This is a genomic window from Quadrisphaera sp. INWT6, from assembly GCF_015390235.1.
In the GTDB taxonomy this organism is placed as follows: domain Bacteria; phylum Actinomycetota; class Actinomycetes; order Actinomycetales; family Quadrisphaeraceae; genus Quadrisphaera.
On the sequence record NZ_VUOH01000004.1, the window covers coordinates 53703 to 70975 of the forward strand.

Annotated in this window: 15 protein-coding genes and 1 pseudogene; 7 read left to right on the forward strand and 9 right to left on the reverse strand. The window is 77.4% G+C overall.

The genetic code is table 11. From position 1 onward, the window contains the following. Nucleotides 1–48 precede the first annotated feature (48 nt). Nucleotides 49–1257, forward strand: coding sequence for a glycosyltransferase (locus F1641_RS12655; RefSeq protein WP_206691152.1), 1209 nt, complete (start codon nt 49–51; stop codon nt 1255–1257). On the opposite strand, the gene F1641_RS12660 is transcribed toward F1641_RS12655, so the two are convergent. Genes F1641_RS12660 through F1641_RS12670 form a run of 3 tightly spaced genes read right to left on the reverse strand, consistent with a single transcriptional unit; the run spans nt 1149 to nt 4332 of the window. After that, complete coding sequence (locus tag F1641_RS12660) at nt 1149–2129, reverse strand: glycosyltransferase family 2 protein (RefSeq protein WP_194906120.1); 981 nt, start codon at nt 2127–2129, stop codon at nt 1149–1151. The two genes, F1641_RS12655 and F1641_RS12660, sit on opposite strands and share 109 nt — an antisense overlap. Next, on the reverse strand, nt 2126–3199 hold the full coding sequence (locus tag F1641_RS12665; RefSeq protein ID WP_194906123.1) for a hypothetical protein: 1074 nt from the start codon (nt 3197–3199) through the stop codon (nt 2126–2128). Before F1641_RS12665 ends, F1641_RS12660 begins: the two co-directional genes overlap by 4 nt. Continuing rightward, nucleotides 3196–4332: a glycosyltransferase family 1 protein gene (locus F1641_RS12670; RefSeq protein WP_194906125.1), complete on the reverse strand. Its 1137-nt coding sequence runs from the start codon at nt 4330–4332 to the stop codon at nt 3196–3198. The genes F1641_RS12665 and F1641_RS12670 overlap by 4 nt, the downstream gene beginning before the upstream one ends. A 146-nt stretch (nt 4333–4478) precedes the next feature. On the opposite strand from F1641_RS12670, the gene F1641_RS12675 reads away from it, so the two are divergent. Next, a complete protein-coding gene (locus F1641_RS12675) occupies nt 4479–5765 on the forward strand; it encodes an MFS transporter (RefSeq protein WP_194906127.1) in 1287 nt (428 codons plus the stop codon). A 180-nt stretch (nt 5766–5945) separates the two neighbouring features. On the opposite strand, the gene F1641_RS12680 is transcribed toward F1641_RS12675, so the two are convergent. After that, a complete protein-coding gene (locus F1641_RS12680) occupies nt 5946–7004 on the reverse strand; it encodes a hypothetical protein (protein WP_194906129.1) in 1059 nt (352 codons plus the stop codon). Between the two features lie 51 nt (nt 7005–7055). On the opposite strand from F1641_RS12680, the gene F1641_RS12685 reads away from it, so the two are divergent. Next, nucleotides 7056–9455: a diguanylate cyclase domain-containing protein gene (locus F1641_RS12685; protein ID WP_194906139.1), complete on the forward strand. Its 2400-nt coding sequence runs from the start codon at nt 7056–7058 to the stop codon at nt 9453–9455. Nucleotides 9456–9485: 30 nt separating this feature from the next. On the opposite strand, the gene F1641_RS12690 is transcribed toward F1641_RS12685, so the two are convergent. From F1641_RS12690 to F1641_RS12705, 4 genes are all read right to left on the reverse strand, one after another. Then, nucleotides 9486–9833, reverse strand: coding sequence for a MazG-like family protein (locus F1641_RS12690; RefSeq protein WP_206691153.1), 348 nt, complete (start codon nt 9831–9833; stop codon nt 9486–9488). Nucleotides 9834–9862: 29 nt separating this feature from the next. Then, nucleotides 9863–10870 (reverse strand): hypothetical protein, encoded by a 1008-nt coding sequence (locus tag F1641_RS12695; RefSeq protein WP_194906141.1) that lies wholly within the window; start codon nt 10868–10870, stop codon nt 9863–9865. A gap of 72 nt (nt 10871–10942) precedes the next feature. Further along, nucleotides 10943–11872: a nitrilase-related carbon-nitrogen hydrolase gene (locus tag F1641_RS12700; RefSeq protein ID WP_194906143.1), complete on the reverse strand. Its 930-nt coding sequence runs from the start codon at nt 11870–11872 to the stop codon at nt 10943–10945. Between the two features lie 485 nt (nt 11873–12357). Then, nucleotides 12358–13899 (reverse strand): cell wall-binding repeat-containing protein, encoded by a 1542-nt coding sequence (locus F1641_RS12705; RefSeq protein ID WP_194906151.1) that lies wholly within the window; start codon nt 13897–13899, stop codon nt 12358–12360. A 126-nt stretch (nt 13900–14025) separates the two neighbouring features. Between F1641_RS12705 and F1641_RS23285 the strand changes: the two genes are divergently transcribed. Both F1641_RS23285 and F1641_RS12715 read left to right on the forward strand, forming a co-directional pair. Then, a complete protein-coding gene (locus F1641_RS23285) occupies nt 14026–14340 on the forward strand; it encodes an antibiotic biosynthesis monooxygenase (RefSeq protein WP_194906154.1) in 315 nt (104 codons plus the stop codon). 153 nt (nt 14341–14493) lie between these two features. Further along, entirely contained in the window at nt 14494–14886 is a 393-nt protein-coding gene (locus F1641_RS12715; RefSeq protein ID WP_194906156.1) for a LuxR C-terminal-related transcriptional regulator, read from the forward strand. 23 nt (nt 14887–14909) lie between these two features. On the opposite strand, the pseudogene F1641_RS12720 reads toward F1641_RS12715, so the two are convergent. Then, nucleotides 14910–15836, reverse strand: a pseudogene (locus tag F1641_RS12720) (SDR family oxidoreductase); the annotation flags it as partial. 193 nt (nt 15837–16029) lie between these two features. Here F1641_RS12720 and F1641_RS12725 point away from each other — a divergent pair. Further along, nucleotides 16030–16869, forward strand: coding sequence for a helix-turn-helix domain-containing protein (locus F1641_RS12725; protein ID WP_194906159.1), 840 nt, complete (start codon nt 16030–16032; stop codon nt 16867–16869). 133 nt (nt 16870–17002) lie between these two features. Next, nucleotides 17003–17272: a hypothetical protein gene (locus tag F1641_RS19965; protein WP_206691157.1), complete on the forward strand. Its 270-nt coding sequence runs from the start codon at nt 17003–17005 to the stop codon at nt 17270–17272. Nucleotide 17273 lies beyond the last annotated feature (1 nt).

Consider the following 17273-nt stretch of genomic DNA (forward strand, 5'->3'; position numbering starts at 1 on the left):
GTTCGGTGATCGGACGCGGAACCGCGTCAGAGGTGGTTCGATCAGGCAGTGATCCTCCGCTCCCCGGGGTCCGCCACCGCGCGCGGTGGCTTCGCCCCCGTGCTCACCAGCCGCCGCCTGACCGTGGCGGTGCTCGGCCCGAGCCGGTACCCGGTGGCCGAGCCGTACTCGGGGGGCCTGGAGTCGTTCGTGGGCGGGCTCGTCGCCGGGCTGCGCGCCCGCGGCCACCGCGTGCTGCTCTTCGCCGCGGAGGGCTCCACCGGGGCCCAGCCCGAGGTGCTCGCCGGGGGCGGGTGGCAGCCCGACGAGCTCTCCGCCCAGGACCCGTCCATGCCCGCCGCGGCCTTCCTGCGCGAGCACCACGCGCACCTGCGCGTGCTCGACGCCCTGCGCACCACCTACGCCGACGAGGTCGACGTCGTCCACAACAACTCCCTGCACTACCTGCCGCTCTCGCTGGCCGCCACGCTGCCGGCCCCGGTGGTCACCACGCTGCACACCCCGCCCATCCCGTGGCTGACCAGCTCGCTCGACGCCGGGGGCTCCTCGCACGCCTTCACCGCGGTGAGCCGCTTCACCGCCCGCCAGTGGACCCCGTGGGTGGGCCAGGCCGACGTCGTCCACAACGGCGTCGACCCCCGGCGCTGGCCGCTCGGACCCGGCGGCGGCGGCCTGCTGTGGTTCGGCCGGCTCGTCCCCGAGAAGGCCCCGCACCTGGCGCTCGCGGCCGCCGCGGCCGCGGGGCAGCACCTGCACCTCGTGGGGCCGGCGCTCGACCCCGACTACTTCGACGCCGAGATCGCCCCCCACCTGGGCGCGCGCGCCACTTGGCACGGCCACCTCGGCGGTGGCGAGCTCGCCCGCGCCGTCGGCCGCGCCAGCGCCATGCTGGTCACCCCCGCCTGGGACGAGCCCTTCGGCCTGGTCGCCGCGGAGGCCGCCATGTGCGGCACCCCGGTGGTGGCGTTCGACCGCGGGGGCCTCGGCGAGGTGCTGCGCCCCGGCGTCGGGCAGCAGGTCGGTGCGGTGGTCCCCGCCGACGACGTCGAGGCGATGGCCGCGGCCGTCGGTCCCGCCCTCGCCCTCGACCGCCGCTCGGTCCGGGAGGCGGCGCTGTCGCACCTGTCGGCGCAGGCGATGGTCCGCCGCTACGAGCAGGTGCTGCTGGCCGCCGCCTCGTCGCCGGCGCTGTCCGGTGCGCTCCCGGCTACCGCCATCGGCGCGGCGAGCGACCAGGTGTCGGCCGCGGCGTCGTAGTCGACCAGCCCGTCCTCGCGGAACCGCTCCAGCCACCCCGTCATCGGCCACCAGCCCCAGCGCCGGTGGAACACGGCGGCGTTCCTCACGACCGCCTCCAGGTGCCGCACCGGCGGTGACTCCACCGGGTGGTGCTGGTGGTGCGCGTCCGCCCCGCCCACCCAGAACAGCGAGCCGTCCAGCGCGCGGACGGTGGCGGCGACGTCGGTGTCCTCCCCGCCGTAGCCGCGGTAGTCCTCGCAGAACCCGCCCGCGCGCTGCCAGTCGCGGGCCGTGGTCGCGAACGAGAGCGACCAGAACAGCCACCACTGGTCGGGCCCCGCCAGCACCACCTCGCCGGGCTCCGGCGCCGGGCGCGCCCGGTGGGGCTCCGCGGCTCCGGGCAGCCGGGCCAGGTCCGCGGTGGACGCGACGCGCACCTCCGGTGGCAGGTACGCCACCGGACCGCACAGCAGCACCGGCCCGGCTGCAGCCCTGACGACGTCGGACGCCGCGGCCCGCGCGTAGGTGGCCACCAGCGCGGGGGAGGGCACGCAGTCGACGTCGAGCAGCACCAGCAGCTCCGCACCCCGCTCGACCGCCGCGGCGGCTGCGGCGTTGCGCGCCGCGGCCAGCGGCAGCTCGTCCTGCTCCGGCGGCGGGAACAGGGGGACGTCGACGACGACGCGGCGCGTCCCCGCCGCTGCCGGCACCTCGTCGAGCACGGCCCGGACGCCGGGGTCTCCCATCGCCGCGACGACGTGCCACGCGGGTGCCAGCTCCTGGGCGGCCAGCCCCAGCAGCTGCCCGCGCAGGTGGTCGTGCCGCCCGGCCACGATCGTCAGGACGGCGACGACCGGGCTGTTCGTCGGCTTGCTCGTCGGGCCGCTCATCGCGCACCCCCGGCGCGCTGCGCCGCCGCCAGGCGGTCGGCGGTCTCGTCGAGGAACGCCGCAGCGCGCCGGGCCCCGTCGCCGGGGGCCCACCGCTCCCAGGGCCCGGCGCCGACGGCCCGCGCCCGCTCCAGCAGCCCCGGCCACTCCTGCGCCGCCGGCCAGGCGTCCAGCGCCACCAGGCCCTCCGCGCGCAGCAGCTCCGCGCGGCGCACCTGCTCGTCGAAGGGCCGCTCCTGCGCGACGACGACGGCCGCCCGCCGGGCCGCGGCCACCTCGGCGACGGCGTTGTGCCCGCCGTGGACCACCACGACCTCCGCCCGCTGCAGCGCGTCCCACACGTCGGGGCGCGTGCCCGCGGCGTCCAGCGACGAGCCGGGCACGAGGTGCTCCCACGTCCACCCGGGGGTGGCGCCGACGGCGGCGCGCAGGTCGGCGTCGGTGACGTCGCGGCCACCGCTGCCCCACAGCACGAGCACCCGCCCGGGCTCGGAGGCCCCCGACGACGTCGGGCGCCCGTCGAAGCGGGAGAACGCCCCCACGTGCACCACCGGCGTCCTGCCCCGGTGGTCGTCCGGCTGGTCGTCCGGCTCCTCGCCCGGCTGGTCGTCGCGGTCGTCGACGGCAGAGGGCCGGGGCGCCGGCCAGGGGGCGAGCAGCGCCTCGGCGAGGTCGCGCCCCAGCCGGTGGGGGACGTCGTCGCGGTCGCCGAGCATCGCCGCGACCACCACCGGCACCCCGCACAGCCGCACCAGGGCCGTCGCCTCCACCGAGACGTCGGTGACGACCAGCGACGGCCGGGCCTCCTCGAGCCACCGCACCACGGCGGCGCTGCGGCCCAGCAGACCCGCGTGGTGGCGCGGCACCCAGTGGAGCGCGCCGCGGGCCGTGGCCGAGGGGCGGTCGACGGGCTCGGCGTCGTCGCGCTCCAGCTGCACCCAGCCCTGCGTCCACCCGGCGGGTCGCGGGGCGGAGCTGAGCGCGGTGACCGGGGTGCGCAGGTGCTCGGTGACGGCCACCAGGCGCTGCACGTGCCCGGCGCCGTGGTGGTGGACGTACCAGCCGATCACGCGGGCACCCCGTCTGCTCCGGCCCGACCAGCCGCCCGTCCAGCCGCCTGCGCTGCAGCGCGCTCGGCGGCCCGGCGGTAGAGCTCGCGGTGCGCCAGCGCGACGTCGTGCCGCTGCGCCCGGCGCTCCTCGGCGCTCGCCGCCGCTCCGGAGCACCCCGCCAGGGCCCGCTCGAGCCCGTCGGCCAGGGCTGCGGGGTCGAGCAGGTCGACCTCCACCAGCGCCTGCTGCTCCGCCAGGTGGCCCACCCGGCCGGCGACCACCGGCACCCCGAGGTCGTGGCACAGCTCCAGCCACCCCGAGTGCGTGCCGTGCCCGTAGGCCAGCACCGAGGCGTCGAGCTCGCGCAGGTAGGCGCGCAGCTCGGCGTCGTCGAACCTGCCGTGCACCCGCAGGTCGAGGGCGCCGTCGCGGTCGGCGCCCCGCAGCCACGCCACCAGCTCGGCGTCGTGGCGGGGGAAGGCCGGGTCGAGGGCCTCGTCGTGCACGTCGACGCGCAGCAGCACCCCCGGCAGCCGGCCGACGGCCTCGGCCAGGGACCGCAGCACGGGCAGCGCCACGAGGTTGGCCCGCAGCCCCTTCAGGTGCAGCCCGACCACCCGCTCCTGTCCGGGTCCCCGCACCGGCCGGGGGAGCCCGACCTCGTCGAGGGGCGCGATGTGAGGGTGCGGCACGACGACGGCGTCGCGCCCCCAGCGCTGCGCGATCTCGGCCGCGGCGCCCGGGGTGAGGGTGACCACCTCGTCGGCGCCGGGCACGAGCACGTCGAGCAGCGCGAGGTAGCCGGTCTGGTCGGTCAGGTGGGGGTTCTGCAGGTCGTGGACGGTGAGCACCAGCGCCCGCCCGGCGTCGTGCACGGCGGCGACCAGCTCGCGGAGCTGCTCGGGCGTGCGGCCCTCGAACCCGAAGTGCAGGTGCAGCACGTCGAAGCGGTCGGCGTGCGCCGCGACCCACGCCGCGTCGAGCGCGGGCGAGGGCCGCCAGCCCCCGCCGCCGTCGCCCTCGTCAGCGGCGTCGGACCTGTCGCTGACCACCTCCACGCCGGTGACCCGCTCGTCGCCGAGGTGGGCCACGTAGTCGTGGTCGCCGGGCACGTGGAGCACGGAGACCGGTGGGGCGATCGGGACGGGCACGACGGGCAGTGTGCTGCGCGGGTCCGACACCCGCCCGCTGGACCCCTCCCCGCCCCGCCGGCCGGTCGTTCGCCGAGGGTGGACGGCGGCGGCGCGGCGCCGGGCTCCGCGCCCGGCGGCGGCCGGACAGGGACCAGGGTGGGGGTGTGGGAGCACTCGGGACGTCCGCCGCCGGCGTCGACCGCCGGTTCGCCCGGCTGTGGGGGTCCACGGCCGCCTCGTCACTCGGCACGGGGCTGGTGACGATCGCGGCGCCGCTGCTCGTGGCCACCTGGTCCACCGACCCGCTCGTGGTCGCCTCGTCGTTCGCCGTCGCGTGGCTGCCCTGGCTCCTGTTCGCCCTGCCGGGCGGGGTGCTGGTCGACAGGGTCGACCGCCGCCGGCTGCTCGTGGTGCTCGACGTGGTGCGGGCTGCGGCGCTGCTGGCGCTCGCCGCCGCCGTGGTGGGCGGTGCGGAGCAGCGGGCTGGCACCGCCGTCCTGTTCGCGGTGCTGTTCGTCGTCAACGGCGCCGAGGTGGTCAGCCGCACGGCCGGGCAGACCGTCGTGCCCGACGTCGTCGGCTCGATGTCGCTGGAGCGCGCCAACGGCTGGCTGTTCGGCACGGCCGTGCTGATGAACGGGGTGCTCGCGGCGCCCCTGGCGGGGTTCCTCTTCGCCCTCGCCGCAGGGGCGCCCTTCGGGGTGGCCGCCGCCGCGATGGTGGTCGGCGCCCTGCTGCTGGCCGCGCTGCCCGGCACCTACCGCGCCGCGCGCCCCGCGCGCGGGACCAGCGGCTCCGGGGCCGGTACCGGGCCCGTGCGCACCGTCCTCGGCGAGGTCGGCGAGGCCTTCGCCTGGCTGGTGCGCCAGCGGGTGCTCCGCACGATGGCACTGCTCATCGGCCTGCTGAACCTCACCTTCACGGCGGCCCTGGCCCTGCTCGTGCTGGTCGCGCAGCAGCGGCTGGGGCTGGGGCCCGTCGGCTACGGCGTGCTGGTGAGTTGCATGGCGGTCGGCGGCATCGCGGGCGCTGCCGCCGGCGACCGCGTCATCGCCTGGGCCACCCCCACCTGGACCGTCCGGATCGGCCTCCTGGTCGAGGCGGGGATGCACCTCGCCCTCGCGTGGTCCACCAGCACCGTCGTCGTGGCCGTCGCGCTCGTCGCCTTCGGGGTGCACGGGTCGCTGTGGGGCATCGTCGGCACCACGCTGCGCCAGCGGCTCACCCCGCCGGAGATGCTCGGACGGGTCGGCAGCGCCACGCTCTTCACCTCCGCCGGCGGCAACTGCGTCGGGGCGCTCCTCGGCGGCCTGCTCGCCCAGGCCGCCGGCCTGACCGCCCCGTACTGGGTCGGCTTCGTGCTCGCGCTCGCGGTGACCGCCGCCACCTGGCACGTGTTCTCGCAGGCCTCGATGGCGCAGGCCCACGCCCCGTCCGCAGGTCGGGCGTGACGGCCCCGCCCTCCCGTGGACCCGCGCTCCGGAGGTGCGCCCCTTGGTCGTGACCGCTCGGTCACCCCGAAGGGGCGCATCTCCTGAGCACCGCGTCAGGAGCCAGCCCCGCCGGGCGGGCACCAGCCCCAGCGGGTCGTCCCAGCGGGTCGTCTCAGCGGGTCGTCTCAGCGGGTCGTCTCAGCAGGTCGGGCGTGACAGGGGCCCGTCACAGGCCACGATGCTCGCAGCCCACACGAGGTCGTCGGGGGTGACGACGCGCACGCGCACCGGCCCGCCGTCGCCGGCGAAGGTGTGCGCCACCGTCCCGTTGCGGCAGTCGACGGGTTCCAGCGCGCCGCGCGTGCCGCCGCCGTCCCGGCTCACCGCCACGTCGACGTCGACCCGCTGCTCCGGCGGCGGCAGGCACGCCACCACCACGGCGTACGGGGCTCCCGGGCTCGTGACCACCGCGGGCAGGTCGCTGCTGCCGCGGTGGGCCTCGGAGGGGACGACGACGACGCGCGTCGCCGTGCCGTCCACCGCGGACTCGACCAGGGCCGCCGCCGAGGGCCCGTCCAGCCAGAGGCCGGAGGCGACCTCGGCGTAGCCCCGGGCGCGCAGGGGCAGGCCGTCGAGGCCGGCGGGCAGCAGCACCGCGCTGACGGTCGAGCCGCCAGCGCCCGGCGTGCCGGGGTCGTCGGCGTCGAGCGTCAGCCCCTGCGCGGCGACCTCCGCGGTCGAGGCGCACCGGCCGCTGGTGCCCCCGGTGAGGCTGAGGTCGCGCACCAGCAGGCAGACCCCGCCGGGGTCGCGGGCCACCCAGAACACCGCTGCCGGCGTGACGGCCAGCAGCCGCTCGCTGCCCTCGACCACGCCCAGCTCGGCGGGCAGGTCGTCCCCGAGGAAGCCGGTCCCGGCCGACGGGGTCTCGCCGAGCACCGGGAACAGCTGCTCGGCGCTGGATGCGGCTCCCGTCGTCCCGCTCGGTGGGGCCTGTCCGGTGGGGGCGTCGGAGCCGTCGGGCCGCGCGAGCTGCTGCGCCACCAGCCCGACCGCCAGCACGAGCACGGCTCCGGCGGCCGCGCCCAGCAGCACGCGCCGCCTGCGGGCACCCCCGCCGGGTCGGGGCGAGGCAGCGGGGTCGCCGGGGACGTCGGGCGCGGCGGTGTCCAGGTCGGCGGCGTCAGCCGCGTCATCGCCGTCGCCGTCGTCGGCCCGGTCGTCGTCGTCCTCGGCTGGTCCCGTGCGTCGTTGCACCGGACGAAGGTCTCATGCCGCGCGACGTTCAGGTGCCCGAGCGCACTGCCGATGGGGGACCACCGGCCGAACCACGGCCGGACGCACCCGCGGCCACCAACCGGCGGGACACCCCGGGGGGACACCATCACCACCGCCGACGCACTGCTGAGCCTCCTGGGCGACGGCGGGCTCACCAGCCACTTCCAGCCGATCGTCGACCTCGCCACCGGCGAGGTGGTGGCCTGCGAGGCCCTGGCCCGCGGTCCGGTCGACTCCGAGCTCCACACGCCGGCCCAGCTGTTCGGCGCCGCGCGCGAGCACGACCTCCTCGGCGAGCTCGACGCCGCCTGTCGCGCCGCCGCCTTCCGGGGCGCCGTGGAGCACGGCCTCGTGGCGCCCCTGACGCTGTTCGTGAACGTGGAGCCGGAGGTGCTCGACAGCGCCCCGCTCGACGAGCTGCTCGCCATCGCGGCCGCGACCCCGGACCAGCTGCGCGTCGTCGTCGAGCTGACCGAGCGCGCCCTCGCCCACCGGCCCGCCGAGCTGCTGCGGACCGTCGACAGGATCCGCGAGGCCGGGTGGGCCGTGGCCCTGGACGACGTCGGCGCCGACGACGTGTCGCTGGCCTTCATGCCGCTGCTGCGCCCCGACGTGGTCAAGCTCGACCTCCGCCTGGTGCAGGACGCCCCCGGACCCGACGTCGCCCAGGTCATGAACGCCGTCAACGCCTACGCCGAGGAGAGCGGCGCCGTCGTCCTCGCCGAGGGCATCGAGGACGTCCGCCACCTGCGCCTGGCCCTGGCGCTCGGCGCGAGCCTGGGGCAGGGCTGGCACTTCGGACGCCCGGCACCCGGCCGCACCGCGCTCGAGGGCCGTCCGACGGGCAGGCTGCACCTCCCGCCGCCCCCGCCGCTCGTGGCTCCCTCGACGTCTGCGCCTACCGCCACCAGCCCGTTCGCCCTGCTGCCGCCCGGCACCGCCCTGCGCCAGGCGCCGAAGAAGCTGCTCGTGGAGCTCAGCAAGCAGCTGGAGCGCGAGGCGCTGCGCCTGGGCAGCACCTGCGTGGTCGCCTCGACCTTCCAGGAGGCCAAGCACTTCACCCCCGCCACCACCGGCCGCTACCGCGACCTGGTGGAGCGCACCGCGTTCGTGTGCGCCCTGGGCGAGGACCTGCCCGCCGAGCCGCTGCCCGGCGTCCGCGGGGCGCACCTGCCCGCTGATGACCCGGTGCGGGGGGAGTGGGACGTCGTCGTCCTGGCGCCCCACTTCAGCGCCGCCCTGCTGGCGCGCGACCTCGGCGACGAGGGTCCCGACGCCCACCGGCGCTTCGAGTACGCGCTGACCTACGAGCGCGGCACGGTCGCGGCGGCGGGCCGGTCGCTGCTGGCCCGCGTCAGCGCCCAGGCGCCCACCGCGCCGCCCGCCGCCCAGCACGCAGCCGCCCGTCCTGCAGCCGCCCGGCCCGATGCCGCGCCTGCCGCCACCCCGGCGGTCGTCCGCGAGCAGGTGCTGCCCGAGCTGCTCGCCCGCGGCGGCCCGGCCGTCGAGCAGCTGCTGCGCCGCGCCCTGGCGGCCAGCACGAGCGGGGTCTGCATCGCCGACCTCGCCCTGCCCGACCAGCCGATCGTCTACGTCAACCCCGCCTTCGAGAAGCTCAGCGGGCTGCCGGCCGAGGAGGTCCTGGGCCGCAACTGCCGGTTCCTGCAGGGCCCCGACACCGACGAGCACGTGGTCGGCTCCATCCGCGCCGCCATCAGGGCCGGCCGCGACTGGAGCGGCGTCCTCCTGAACCACCGCGGCCCGCACCGCGAGCCGTGGTGGAACGAGATCCACCTGGCCCCCGTGCACGACGACGCCGGCCGGCTGGTGCAGTACGTCGGGGTGCAGACCGACGTGTCCGAGCGGGTGGCCGCCCAGCGCGACCTCGCCGCCGAGCGCGACCGCAGCGCCGCCTACCTGGCGCGCATCGAGCAGCTCGCCTTCACCGACGCCCTCACCGGCCTGGCCAACCGCCGGCGCTTCGAGGAGCGGCTGGAGACGGCGCTGTGGGAGGCGCGGGCCGGAGACGCCGCCCTGGCGGTGGTGCTGCTCGACCTCGACGGCTTCAAGGCCGTCAACGACTCCCGCGGCCACGCCGCGGGCGACGAGCTGCTGGTCGCGGTGGCCCAGCGCCTGCGCAGGCGCCTGCGCCGCAGCGACCTGGTGTGCCGGCTGGGGGGCGACGAGTTCCTCCTCGCCCTGCCCGGCCTCACCCCGGAGGCGGCGCACGAGGAGGCGGCCGCCGTCGTCGCCTCCTTGCGCGCGGAGCTGCAGCGCCCGGTCCAGCTGCTCACCGGGGGCGAGGTGTCGGTGGGGGTGAGCGCCGGCGTCGCGCTGCACCCGGTCGACGGCGACGGCTTCGCCGCCCTCGCGCACGCCGCCGACCAGCGGATGTTCGCCGACAAGCGCTCCGAGGCCGCCACCCGCTGACCCCGGGGGCACCCGGGGTCAGCCGGGCGGTCAGCCGAGCTCGGTGTACTTGGCCGCGGTCCCGCGGGCCAGGTGCACCGGGTACTTCTCGGCGTTGGCCGCGAGCTTGGCGGTGAAGGCGGCGGCGACGTCGACGCCGACCGCGTCGGCCAGCAGCAGCAGATAGGCGAGGACGTCGGAGACCTCCTCGCCCACCCGCTGCCGCAGCTGCTCGTCGGGTGCGGCGGCCTCGGCGTCGGTGAGCCACTGGAACAGCTCGGCGACCTCCCCGACCTCGCCGACCACCGCCAGTGCCAGGTTGCGCGGGGTGTTGTACCGCTGCCACTCCCGCTCGGCGGAGAAGTCGCGGAGCAGCTGGGTCATCTCGGTGACGTCCACGCGCCGACCCTGCCCGACGCGCGGCGCGCTCAGCAGACGGGGCCCTGCAACGAGCTCGAGCAGCGGACGACCCCGGCGGCCCACAGCAGCCCCTCGGGCGCGGTGACGGTGACCCGGACCGGGCCGCCGGTGCCCTCGAACCTCACGAAGGCGGCGTCCTGGCCGCAGCCCACCGGCTGCGGCGCCCCGCGGGCGACGGCCACCTCGAGCTGCGCCGCCTGCAGGCAGGCCAGGACGACGGCGTGCGTGACGTCGCGCTGGGTGAGGAACACCGGCAGCGCCGAGCTGCCCTCCCGGGCATCCGAGGCGACGACGACGGACCGGTCCGACGCGGCGTCGACGAGGTCCTCCGCGGTGCGGCGGGCCGTGTCCCCGTCGACCCACAGGGAGTCACCGACGCGCTCGTAGCCCTCCTCGACCAGCGCGTCGGCGCTGTCCGACCCGTCAGCCGCCGCCGGCGGCAGCAGCACGGAGCTGACGCCCTCGCCGGCGGGCAGCCGCAGTCCCGCCGCGGCCTCCGCCACCGAGCCGCAGGTGCCGCCGAGCCCGTCGGCGTCCCGGGTGTCGCGCGCCAGCAGGCAGATGCGCCCGTCACCGGTGCGCGCCACCCAGAAGTCCGCCGTGGAGGTGCTGGCGATGCGCCTGGGCGTCGACGGGTCGACGCCGAGGCTGCTCACGAGCGTCGTGCCGGAGTAGCCGCTGCCCGGTGACGCCTCCTGGGCGAGCACGGGGAACAGCTCCTCGGGAGAGGCGGGACCCGCGAACAGCGGCCGGTGCTGGTCGGCCGCTCGGCCCGCCAGCGAGCCCACGCCCAGGGTCGCGGCGGTGAGCACGGCGGCCACCGCGGCGACGACCCCCACCCTGCGGCGGCGCGAGCGGCCAGCGGCCCCGGCGGTCTGGGCTGCCCGGTCCGCCCGGAGCCCCGGCCGGCCGGGCCGGCCGGGCTCCTCGTCGGGCTCCTGGTCGAGGTCGACGTCGACGTCGAGGTCGTCACCGAGGTCGTCGCCGCGGTCGTCGCCGGCCCCCTCGCCGCTCATCCAGCCATCGTCGCCACGCGGTCGACCCCGCGCCAGCCCGGCTCAGCCCGGCTCAGCCCGGCTCAATCCGGGTCAGACCGAGCGCGCGAGCACCTCGGTGCGCGGCAGGACCACGGGCGACGCGGGCGCCACGAGCGACCCGTACAGCTCGGGCCGCCGGTCGCCCCACAGGTGTCCTACCGCGCCGAGCCGGCGGTCGCGGGAGGCGCGCAGGTCGACGTCGGCCCACGCCGTGCCCACCCCGGTGACCGGCGCGCTCAGCACCCACCCGTCGGCACCGACCACCGCGCTGCCCTCAGTCCAGTCGAGCCCGCGCTCGCGACCCGACCTGTCGGCGCAGGCGATGGCCAGGTGGTTCGCCCGGGCCGCGCCCATCGCGGCGAGGTGCCCGATCGGGCGCTCCCCGGGCGGGCACGGCCCGAGCGCCCAGTTGGTGGGGACGGCGAGCAGGTCCGCCCCCGCCAGCGCCGCGGTGCGCACCCACTCGGGGAAGCCCAGGTCGTAGCAGATGACCGTGCTGATGCGGCCGTGCGCGGTCTCGACCACGGGCGGGGCCGCGTCACCGGGGGTGAAGAGCAGGCGCTCGACGTCCCACAGGTGCGCCTTGCGGTACACGGCCCGCACGCCGCTGGCGTCGACCACGGCCGAGCTGTTGTGGAGCCGGCCGTCCGGCCCCAGCTCGCAGAACCCGCCGACCACCACGGCCCCCGGCCGGGTCCGGCACGCCGCGGCCCACGCCGCGAGCAGGGGCGAGCCGGCGGGGACGGCCAGCGAGCGGGCCTCGGCCTCGTCGTCCAGCAGGTACCCGCTGGTGCACAGCTCGGGCAGGACGACGACGTCGGCGCCGGCGTCCAGCGCCCCCTGGATCCCCGCGGCGGCCCGCGCCGCGTTGCCGGCGAGGTCGCCGATGACGGGCGCCAGCTGGACCGCGGCGACGCGTGCGCTCCGCTCAGCGGGCGGGGTGGCGCCGGGCGCGGGGGCAGGGGTGGCGGGGGTGGTCACGGGGCGGCTCCGGGCGTGCTCAGGTGCTGGTGGGGGAGCCCGCGTCGTCGCGGGCGAGCGCCCGTCCCTGCTGCGGAGAGCGGGAACGTAGAGCCGCGCCGCCCCCGGCGACAAGCCACCTCGCCGGAACTGCCGCCGAACCTCGCGGAGACCGCGCGAGAACGGTGGGCGAACGGCCCGCGCCGCCGCACCGCCGGGTGTCCCGGTGCTGCTCGCTCCGCAGATGCGCCCCTTGGGTGTGACCGCCTGGTCACGCGGAAGGGGCGCATCTTCGGAGCACCCGCGGACGAGGGCGCCGGGCTCTCCGCCGCCCCTCCGCCGCCCCTCCGGCGCCCCTCCTCCGCCCCCCTCACGTCCTCACCAGGAGGTGTCTGCCGCAGGGCGAGACGGGGTCGCCCACCGGTGCTCCGCAGATGCGCCCCTTGGGTGTGAACGCCTGGTCACGCTGAAGGGGCGCATCCTCGGAGCACCCGCGGCGCCTCCCGTCAGCGCGTCGGGGTCCCTCCGCCCACGGCGAGCACCTCGCGGACCCCGTGGCCGGTCAGCCACGACGACGTCGTCGCGCCCCACCCCGAGGGGTGGACGAGCAGCGTGACCGAGCCGGCGGCGCCGGAGACCAGGGCGTCGGCGAGGCGGGCGTCGTCCCCGCTGGCCACCAGCACCCGCTCGGCGGCCACACCTTCGGCGACGGCGTGGTCGGCGACGGCCGCCGCGGTGGCGTACCGGTCGGCGCCCTGGACCCGCTCGTCGACGCCGAGGGCGGACGCCACGGCGTCGGGCACGGAGGCGGTCCCGCCCACGACGACGACCCGACGGTCCTCCGTCGCCGCCACCGCTGCCGCGGACACCTCGCCCGCCGTCGGCGGCGCCAGCAGCACCGGAGCTCCGAGCGCCGCGGCGGTGCCGCCGACGGCCACGGCGTCCGCGAGCGTGCCGGTGCCGCGGGCGACGTAGGCGGTCGGGCTGCCCGCGAGCTCGGGGCGGGCGGCGACGGCGAGCGCGGTGGCGTACCGGTCGGCGCCGCCGACCCGCTCCACCTGCAGGCCCAGCCCCCGCAGCGCCACCTCGACCTCGGGGGTCACGGCCTGCTCGCCGCCGACCAGCACGACCCGCGTCACCGACGGCGTGGCCCGCAGGTGCGCGGCCACCTCCGCAGACAGCGCGCCGCCGGTCGTGAGCAGCAGCGGTGCGCCCAGCTCCCGGGCCAGGGGAGCGGCGGGCACGCTGTCGACGAGCCGCTCCCCGGAGGCGAGGACCGCCGTCGTCGGCGCGGGGGCCACCACCTGCGCGAGGGCCACGCCGGTCGCGTAGCGGTCGGCGCCGACGACGGCGCGGGTCGGGACGGCGGGACCGGCTGCGGGACTGCTCGTCGGGCTCGCTGACGGGCTCGCCGACGGGCTCGCCGAGGGGGTGCCCGCCCACGGGCCGGCGAAGTAGTCGCCGAAGACGACGGTGCCCCACATGCGGCCCGCCGCGTCGTACGAGATGCCGTACCCGGCGGAGTCGAAGGCCCCGTTGTCGATGTTGGCGCGGTGCCCGGCCGAGCCCATCCACATCTGGTGCATGGCCGCCCCGCCGCCCCCGTTGTAGGCGATGTTCTCCGCGGCACCGCGCCAGCCGGCGGGCATCTTCTTCGCGTAGTCGTACTCGGCCTCGGCGGGGGAGTGCACCAGCGCGGCGCCTCCGGCCCCGGCGTCGGCCTTCGCGGCCATCCGGTCCGACCAGGCCTGGGCCACGGCGTCGAGGCGGGGGTCTCGGTGCAGGGGGTCGAGCCGCGCCGCGGTGCGCTCGGTGTCGTGACCGGCCTGGATCTTGCTGATCGCCCGCTGCTGCGCCGCGACCTGCGCCGGGCTGACGCCCGCGGCAGCCGGCGGGGCCGTGACGACGGCCGCGGCGCCCAGCGCCGGGACCAGCAGCGCCGCCGCCACCAGACCAGACGCCAGACCTCCCGCCAGACCGGCCGTCCGGGCGCCGGGGCGGGCGGTCGCGCAGGCGGTCGCGCGGGCGGGGCGGGAGCGTCGGGGCACGGGGTGACGGTAGGGACGCGAGCGCGGCGGCGAGGGCGTTTCGCCGGGATCGTCCCGGGCGCGAGAGCATGGGCCGCAGCGCCGCGCACCCGCCGGTGCTCCGCCGTGCCGCCGGGAGGTCCGCCCGTGTCCGTCGTCGTCATCAACGCCCTCGACGTCCCCGAGGGAGGGGGCGCCGAGATCGAGCGCCGCTTCGCGGCCCGCCGGCACTCCGTCGACGGCGCACCGGGCTTCGAGGGGTTCCAGCTGCTGCGGCCGGTGGCGGGCGAGAGCCGCTACTTCGTGGTGACCACGTGGGCGAGCCGCGAGGACTTCGAGCAGTGGCAGACGAGCGGGGCGCGGGTGGCGCACAGCGACGGCGACGGCGGGACCGCCGCGCGGCGCCCGGTGGCGACGGGCTCGACGCTGCTGGAGTTCGAGGTCGTCGACCTCGGCGCCTGAGCACCCCGTGCGCGTCCGGCCCGCCCGCGGTTCGTGGGCAGGGTCCAGCCGGATCCACCGCCGGTGGTTGCCATCGCCCAGATGCCCGATATCGTCACTGACTGTGCGGACGCGTCACTTCGAGTTCACCTCGATCACGGTCGGTGGAGTCCGGTGAGCGTCATCGACCTGCGCGACGGCAAGGACCTCGACGACCTCAGCGAGTTCGAGCTGCTCGACCTCTACGTGCGGGTCCGCTCCCTCCTCGCCGAGAAGCTCTCCCGCAAGGACGGCGGGGAGTCGATCGAGATGCTGTTCGCCCGCCTCGCCGACGTCGTCGAGCCCGCGGCGCCCAGGGTGCCGAAGACGCGGATCTCCCCGCGCGAGCGCGAGGTGCTGCACTTCCTGGCGCAGGAGAAGACCAACGCGGAGATCGCCACGACGCTGTTCATCAGCGAGAACACGGTCAAGAACCACGTGAGCAACATCCTCGGCAAGTACGAGGTGGCCACCCGTCACGGTGCCGTGATGTCCGCCATCCGCGAGGGCACGCTCACCGTCGACTGACCCCCGGTGCCCCCCCTGCTGCGTCAGGGGAACGCGACCCCGGCCAGGCGCTGCGACAGGTCCCAGACCCGCGCGGCGTCGTCCTCGCTGGTCAGCGGGCGGTAGAGCGACTGCTCCTCGGGCGGCCCACCCACACGGCCCGGTCCGCCGGGCCCGAACATGCGCCCGTCCTGCGCCGCCGGGGCGGTGGGCGTCGTGGCCGCCAGCAGCGCCGGCAGCCCCGCCGACTCCGGCGTCCCCACGAGCCACCCCCGCCGCGAGAGCCACCGGATCACCCGCACCTGCGGGGTGTCGGTGCTCCGGTCCACCTCCGGGCGGGCGGCCAGCAGGCTCGTGGGGGCGACCCCGGGGTGCGACAGCACGCTGGTGACGCCCCACCCGCCGGCGCGGCTGCGCCGGTCGAGCTCGAGCCCGAACAGTCCGAGCGCGATCTTGGAGGAGCGGTAGGCGAGCATCCCGCTGTAGGTGCGCTCCCAGTCGGGGTCCTCCCAGTGCACGCCGCCGCGCGCCGCCGCCACGCTGACCTGAGACACCACCCGCGCCCGCCCCGCGCGCAGCAGCGGCAGCAGGTGCGCCACCAGCGCCACGTGCCCGAGGTGGTTGGTCCCCAGCTGCAGCTCGTGGCCGTCGGCGGTGGTCTGCCGGGTCGGCGGCGTCATCACCCCGGCGTTGTTCACGAGCAGGTGCACCGGCGCGCCCTCGGCGCGCAGCTCCTCGCCGAGGGCGGCGACCGACGCCAGCGAGCCCAGGTCGAGCTCGCGCAGCTCCACGCGGGCCCCCGGCGCCGCCCGCCGGATGCCGGCCACCGCCGCCTCGCCCTTTGCGCGCGACCGCACCGGCAGCACCACCTCGGCCCCCGCCGCGGCCAGCCGGGTCGCGATCCCCAGCCCGATGCCGTCGCTACCACCCGTCACCACCGCCCGCCTGCCCGTGAGGTCGGGGACGACGACGCCCGCCGTCGTCGCCCGTGCTGTCCGTCCGGCTGCCCGTCCTGCTGCTCGGCCTGGTCCTGGTGCTCGTCCCGTCGTCATGCCACGAGCCTGCGGCTCCGACCGGCCGGGCTCCAGGGTCGGCGCATCCAGGGACCGGCAGTCCCTGGCTGGGCCGTGGCGCCGCCCGCCCCGCCTCGCGCACGATGGCTCCGTGGTGGTCGACAGGTCGGGGCTCGCGGCGTTCCTGCGACGACGTCGTGAGTCCCTCCAGCCGGAGGACGTGGGCCTGCCCCGCGGGGTGCGCCGCCGCACCGGCGGGCTGCGCCGCGAGGAGGTCGCGGTGCTGTGCCACATGTCGGCCGACTACTACTCGCGCATCGAGCAGGAGCGGGGCCCGCAGCCGTCGGAGGCGATGGTCGCGGCGATCGCCCAGGGGCTGCACCTGTCCCTCGACGAGCGCGACCACCTGTTCCGCCTGGCCGGACACGCGCCGCCGCTGCGCGGTGCGTCCGGCGAGCACGTCAGCCCCGGGCTGCTGCGGGTGCTCGACAGGCTCGACGACACCCCCGCCGAGGTCGTCACCGAGCTCGGCGAGACCCTGCGGCAGACCCGCCTCGGGGTCGCGCTCACCGGCGACGCCTCGCAGCGCACCGGGCTGATGCGGAGCCTGGGCTACCGCTGGTTCGCCGAGCCGGCCTCGCGCGCCGTGTACGCCGAGGACGACCACGCGCACCTCTCCCGGCTGTTCGCCTCCGGGCTGCGGGAGCTGGTCGCGCTCCGAGGAGCCGGGTCGCGCGCCGCGGCCCTCGCCGACGACCTGCGCACCCGCAGCGCGGAGTTCCGCACCCTGTGGGACGCGCATGAGGTGGGACTGCGCCCCCGCGACACCAAGCGCTTCGTGCACCCGGAGGTGGGCGTGGTGGAGCTGGCCTGCCAGACGCTGCTCGACCCCGACCAGAGCCACCGCCTGCTCGTGTACACCGCCGAGCCCGGCAGCGAGAGCGCCGAGAAGCTGCAGCTGCTCGGTGTCCTCGCGCCCGCCGGTCCGTGACCGAGGCGTCGGCGGACCGCCCGCACTCGCGGGACCCGGCGCGTCGCAGTCACCCTAGGTGATCGTCTCCCTACCGTGAGGCACGACTGCGCGGAGGTGCCCTCCCGCGGACGCACTCACCCCGGGAGGCCCTGTGGCCAGACGCCCCACCACGCCCACCTCAGCCCTCGCGCTCACCGCCGTCGCCGGCCTCGCGGCGCTCGCCGTCGCCCTGCCCGCGGCGGCGGGCGCCGCTCCGCCACCGGCGGCGACCGTCAAGACGGCGACCGCCACAGCGGTGACGCCGACGGCGGCCGCCACCGCGATGGCCAGCCAGCCCGTCCCGTCGGCGCAGCCCGCCCAGACGGCGCTCGCGGCGCTGGCCAGCGTGACGGTCAAGGGGCGCGCCCCGAAGATGGGGTAGA

Excerpts from the sequence above, each read along its gene's own strand:
- F1641_RS12660 (WP_194906120.1), bottom strand. The coding sequence starts at position 2,129 with ATGAGCGGCCCGACGAGCAAGCCGACGAACAGCCCGGTCGTCGCCGTC.
- F1641_RS12685 (WP_194906139.1), top strand. The coding sequence starts at position 7,056 with ATGGGGGACCACCGGCCGAACCACGGCCGGACGCACCCGCGGCCACCA.
- F1641_RS12695 (WP_194906141.1), bottom strand. The coding sequence starts at position 10,870 with ATGAGCGGCGAGGGGGCCGGCGACGACCGCGGCGACGACCTCGGTGAC.